The organism is Azospirillum sp. TSO22-1 (assembly GCF_003116015.1).
Lineage (GTDB): Bacteria > Pseudomonadota > Alphaproteobacteria > Azospirillales > Azospirillaceae > Azospirillum.
Genome location: NZ_LGQZ01000225.1, coordinates 1 through 5,808, shown reverse-complemented (window position 1 = coordinate 5,808; position 5,808 = coordinate 1). Strand labels below are relative to the sequence as shown.

Here is a 5,808-nt window from a genome sequence, read left to right as displayed (position 1 = left end):
GGTTGGCGCGCCGCCCCCGCCATGACGAGACGAAATTCGCTTCCCAATCGGTAGGCGGCATCCAAGACCCGTTCGTCCATGCCGCTGATCAGCACCACTTTGGACGGGCAGCGCTGTTCGCCGAGTTCTCGCAGCAGCTCGATGCCATCCGTCTCGGGCATCTGCAGGTCCAGGACCAGCACCGAGGGCCATCCCCCTTCCATCTCCCGGCGGAGCGCCACCACCGAATCGCAGGCCGTCGCCTCGTATCCGGCCGTCGTGGCGACCTTGACGACAAAGTCGGCGAACGCGCGCTCGTCATCGACGACGAAGAGGGTATTCACGGCGGCGCCTCCTTCTCCTCCCGCCGCTCGATCGCGCGGCGCAGGGCCTGGGCGAGATGAGCCTTGCGGTAGGGCTTGGCCAGCAGGGTGTAGCCGACGGGCCGGTCCTGCACCCGCGTGCTCAGGACGGCCCGCTCGGTGAACCCCGAACTGAGCAGCACCGGCAAGCCGGGGATCCGGGCGCGCAGGCGGTCGGCCAGTTCGATGCCGTCCAGACTGCCCGGCATGATCACGTCGGTGAACAGAAGATCGGGTCGGAGACCATCGCCGACCCGCGCCAGCGCACGGTCCCCGCTTTCGGCCTCCTCCACCCGATAGCCCAGTTCCACAAGCTGCCGCACGGCGACCCGCCGCATGTCCGGATTGTCCTCGACCACCAGGACCAGCTCGCCGTGTGCCGCCGGGGGCGTCGATTCGGCGGCGGCGGCGGACCGCGCGGCGCGCGGCGTGTGCAGGCGAGGAAGATAGAGCCGCACCGTGGTGCCCCTGCCGGCTTCCGAATAGATGTTCACGTGTCCACCGGACTGCTTCATGAAGCCATAGACCATGGAGAGCCCGAGGCCCGTTCCCTTGCCCACCGCCTTGGTCGTGAAGAAGGGGTCGAACGCCCGGCGGAGCACCTCGGGCGACATGCCCGCGCCGGTGTCCGAAACCGCCACCACCACGTAGTCGCCAGGGGCAAGCTCCTCGTGGCCATCGACATAGGCGACATCGAGGGTGGTGTTGAGCGTTTCGATCACGAGGCTTCCGCCCTGGGGCATGGCGTCCCGGGCGTTGACCGAGAGATTGACGATCGTCGTTTCGAGTTGCGAGGGATCGACCTTCACCGACCAGATCCCGTCGCCGCAGGCCAATCGAATCTCCACGCGCTCGCCGAGGGAGCGGCGCAGCAGCCTGACCATTCCGGCGATGGCCGCATTGACGTCCACCTCCTCGGGCTGGAGCGTCTGGCGCCGCGAGAAGGCAAGCAACCGCCTGTTGAGCTCGGCCCCGCGCAGCCCCGCGTCCAACGCGGCGTCCACCAACTCCAACGCATCGCGATCGTCCGCGACGCGCTCGCGGACAAGGTCGAGGTTGCCGATGAGGACGCCGAGAAGATTGTTGAAGTCATGGGCGATGCCTCCGGTGAGGTTGCCGATCGCCTCCATCTTCTGGGCCTGGCGCAACTGCTCCTCGGTGCTCTGCCGGGCCGCGACGCTTTCCTGCACGTCGTCGGCCAGCTGGAGCGCCCGATCTTCAAGCGCCGCTTTGGCATGGGCGAGCCGGCTGTAGAGTCCGCTGGTTTCCAGGAGCAGCACCGCTAGCACGAAGGTTGCCGCCAGAAGCCCATAGATGCGGCCGGCGTAAAAGCCGAGGTCGAAGCGCCCGGCGTTGAGAACGGCGCTGAGCGCGATGTCGAACAGCCATGCGCACAGGACGACCATGAGCCAGAGGTCGAGCATCGAGCGCGGCCGCTTGCGCCACAGGACGAGCAGCGCGACCAAGCTCAGGATCCAGACGGTGGTCACCACGATCATCATCACCGGCGTGTAGCCGTGGCCGTCCATGATGACGGGCAGGAGATTCTGCCCGGCCGTGGTCAGCAGCGTCATCGCGATCACCACGCCTGTCACACCGGTCGCGGCGCCGACGGCGTCCCAGACGCCCAGGCATCGCCGCGCCGGGGTGCCCGGTGTCCGGTTCCGGCCTTCCAGCGCGGCATACCCCATGACGAACAGCGGAAAACCGCCGTGCCAGAACATGTAGAGCCAAGCGGTGGTCTGGCTTCCGGCCCCCAGCAGGCCGGTCGCGGAAAACAGGCCCGGAAAGGTGAGCGCGTGCGGAACGATGATCAACCCGTCGAACAGATAGCCGGCGGCCAGCGCCAGTAGGCCGGGCGACCGCCGCTGGGCAAACTGGCCGAAAAGCAGGAGGCTGGTGATGAGGTCGCAGATGACGAGCGCCGATTCGTAAATCGGTATGAACGCCGGCACCTTGGCGAGCGGCAGACGGGCGAAGGGTGCGGCTGCGGCGAAGACGATGATCGACAAGACGATCACGGAAATTGCCAAGCGCTGTTCGCCCGGGCTGGCCGGCATGGTTGCCAGGGACGTATGCCCTTGCTCCAGGATTCCGCCGGCAGCCGTCCTGCGGGCCCCGGCCGGTTCGGCGACGGGAGCGGCGACATCGAGGTCTCGGTGCATCACCGCCTCCTCACAAACGGCCAAGCACTCGACGTTCCCGTGGGGGATGGCCTCTGCCGACCCGCTATTGCCGAAACGATCTGCCTACACACAACCCTAGAACAGGCGTCTTGGCAATTATCGCGATCGGCCACCCTCCAACAATCATACCGCTATATCAAAAGTATCGATTGCAACCTATAGCAAGAGGCGTCGTAATCACAATATTTCACAAGAGAAACTATGGGCAAAAAGATAGATACCCATCGCATTCATCTGTACTTTGTATCGGGCATTGCGTTTGTATAGCAATAATATTGCCAGGCAGCGATGAGACTGCACACCATAGACGCGAAGAGATTGCGAATCGTCGAACTCCAGGCCAGCGTAGCCGTCGCCGTCCCTGGTGAAGGTGCCGATCGTCGCCATGGTCTGTCTCCTGTCCGGTTGCCGGCCGCGCCGCACCCGACAGGGCCGCAGCGTCCGCAGAGGACCGCGGGAGTCGGGGCAAACTACCGTCCGGGGCGGTCAGCGCGGCCAAGTCGGAGAGAACGCCACAGATGGCCTTTGCTCCGGAAGGCGGTCGCCAACGATCACGTCGACGACCTGGGTGTTGTCGACCAAGCCTTGGGCGACCGATACAACGCCCTCACCGATGATCCAGACACCATCCGCGACGGCACGCCTTTCCACTGGCGGCCGGCGTTCGCGTGAAAACCCAGCAAGATGCCGACAGCAGAAACACTCTGCTTGCCATCGGCATCGGACACCACTCGGCGGGGACGATCCTGGCACCTCCACTTACGCTCGCAGCCTGAAGCGGGACACCATCTGGTCCAGCTCGGCAGCCAGACGGCCGAGTTCGTTGGCCGCGGCCGACGTCTCCGTCGCCCCGCCAGCCGTCTCGCCAGCGATGCGGGCCAGGAACTCCACGGCCTCCTTCACCACCCGAGCCTGGCTGGAGGTCTCCACCGTGTCCTTGGCGACCTCCTTGGCGGCTGTCGCGACCTGTGAGACGTTGCGGCCAATCTCGGCGGTGGTGGCGCTCTGCTGCTGCACCTCGTGGGCGATGGAACCGGCGATCGCGTCAATCTCGCTGATGACGCCGTTGATCGAAGAGATCGCTCCGCTCACCCGCTCCATCATGCGCGCCACCTCGTCGATGGAGGCGACGCTCCTCTCGGTCTGCTCCTGGGTGGCGGTGATCTTCTGCTCGATCTCCTCGGTGGCCTTGGCCGACTGGGTGGCAAGATTCTTCACCTCGTTGGCGACCACCGCGAAGCCCTTGCCCATCTCGCCGGCCCGCGCCGCCTCGATGGTGGCGTTCAAGGCCAGCAGGTTGGTCTGCTGCGCGATGTCGGAGATCACCTTGATGACCTGGCCGATCTCGGTGCTCGCCTGCGCCAGCCCGCGGATGTTGCCGACGGCCTGCTTGATGGCGCCGTCGGCGGCGTGCAACACGCTGCCGGCCTGCTCGGCGGCGGTGGAGGCCCGGTGCGCCACCTGCGAGCTGTCGGCAGCGTGGCGGGCCACCTCGCTGATCGAGGCGCCCATCTCCTCGGCGGCGGCGGCGACCGTCTCGGCGTTGGCGGCGAGTTGCTCGGCTACGGCCGACAGGTCGCCGACAGCGCGCACCACCTGGGTCACCGCATGGGTGATGCTGTCCGCCTTCTCGTTCATGCGCTCGGCGTTGCGGCTCATGTCGCCGGCCGAGGCGTTCAGCTCCACCGACGCCGAGGAGACCGAGGCGCTGGCCTCGCCCACCTGCGCGATGCTGTCTCGCAGCGTGCCGATCAGGCCGTTAAAGTCGCGAGCCATGGCGGCGATCTCGTCGCGCCCGTCGGCTGCGGCGGTGCGCGTCAGGTCGCCGGTGCTGGCGGCGGAGATCACCGCCTGCATGCCGGGGATCGGCCGCACCACCGCCCGCCCGATCAGCAGCGTCGCCAGCACGCCCAACAGCATGACCACCGCGCTGACGATGCCCTGGCGCCACGCCTCGGTGGCGAAGGCGGTGTCCACGTCGTCGATGTAGATGCCGGTGGACAGCGTCCACCCCCAGGGCGCAAAGGCGCGCACGTAAGCCAGCTTGGGCTGTGGCTGGTTGGGGTCACCGCCCGGCTTGGCAAAGGCGTAGCGGACGAAGCCACCCTCCGGGTTGGCACGGGCGGCGTCCATCATCGCGCGCACGAAGAAGACGCCGTTAGGATCCTTGGCGCCGGACAGGTCCTTGCCAATCTGCTGCGGGTTGGCGTGTGCGACGGTGATGCCCTTGGCGTCGAGCACGGCAAAATAGTCGGTACCGTTGTAGCGAAGCTGAGAGAGCGCGGCGAGCGCCGCCTTCTGCGCCTGTTCCTGCGTTATGCGGCCCGCCTTCACCTCAGCCTCATGGTGAGCGGTGAGGCTGTAGGCCACCTCAACCAGGTTCTTCACCTTGGCTTCGCGGTCGCCGAACATCTGCGCGCGCATGTTGGCGAGCGCGATGCCGACGACGCCGCCGAGACCGACGACACTGATCGCCAGGATCAGACCGATCTTACCCTTGATGCTGAGATTCTTGACCATAAGCCGCTCCGCAGGCGGTCCCCGGAAAGGGGAGCATCATTCGGAGATGATGCTTACCTCAATGAAGGTTAATAATCCTTGATCAAGGGAGGGCATGATCGAAGCGATCACTTGCTATTGCGGAATAGGGAGTAGCATTTCACCAGCTCCAGCGTCTCCCGCCGCCCCAGCGGCGGCATCAACGCTTCAGGATCGAAGGATTCAGGGGCGCCGGGCACCGCGGCCGGCATGTCGTCAAAGAAGAAGCTGACCGGCACGTCGGGCACGTCCGCCAACGGCCAGAGCCGCGACGCGGCGATGCCGTTCCCACCCTTCTCGTACTTCTGGATCTGCTGGAACGTCAGGCCGACCCTCCGTCCCAATTCGGTCTGCGACAGGCCGAGCAGCGTGCGGCGCAGCCGCAGCCGGCTGCCCACGTGGGTATCACCGTGTCCAGGCCGGTCCCGGCCTTCGGTCTGCGACCGCGCCCTTTGCGCTTCGCCCCTGATTCGACGTCCACGAAATCTCCTCCTGCTCACGCCTTCGGTTGCGGGATGCGCTTGCGTGTTTTTTCCCGCGCTGGCTGTGCGATGCGGACCGTAGCGCGCGTGCTTCTCACAGCCCGTTTCGAAAGTCGGTGCTGACGGAGTGAAGGTTTGACGCGGCGGCTGTTGGCAGGGAACCTCTTCCCTGCCGAAGACCGCCGATGTGGACGCCCGCGGAGGGACGCCCGCAGAGCGCCGGCTGGTTGGCGATAGCGGCGCCGGCCAAGCCTCGAGCGA

Annotated in this window: 4 protein-coding genes and 1 pseudogene; all 5 read right to left on the bottom strand. The window is 66.3% G+C overall.

Features of this window, described 5'->3' with window-relative positions:
* The coding region (locus tag TSO221_RS34370; protein WP_146209006.1) for a response regulator at positions 1–323 on the bottom strand (323 nt) is incomplete at its 3' end.
* Complete coding sequence (locus tag TSO221_RS34365; protein WP_109122942.1) at positions 320–2,506, bottom strand: MASE4 domain-containing protein; 2,187 nt, start codon at positions 2,504–2,506, stop codon at positions 320–322. The genes TSO221_RS34365 and TSO221_RS34370, both read right to left, overlap by 4 nt.
* 198 nt (positions 2,507–2,704) lie before the next feature.
* Positions 2,705–2,914, bottom strand: coding sequence for a hypothetical protein (locus TSO221_RS35240; RefSeq protein WP_146209005.1), 210 nt, complete (start codon positions 2,912–2,914; stop codon positions 2,705–2,707).
* 372 nt (positions 2,915–3,286) lie between these two features.
* Entirely contained in the window at positions 3,287–5,047 is a 1,761-nt protein-coding gene (locus TSO221_RS34360; RefSeq protein WP_109122941.1) for a methyl-accepting chemotaxis protein, read from the bottom strand.
* 107 nt (positions 5,048–5,154) lie between these two features.
* A pseudogene (locus tag TSO221_RS34355) lies at positions 5,155–5,546 on the bottom strand (helix-turn-helix transcriptional regulator).
* Between the last annotated feature and the right edge of the window lie 262 nt (positions 5,547–5,808).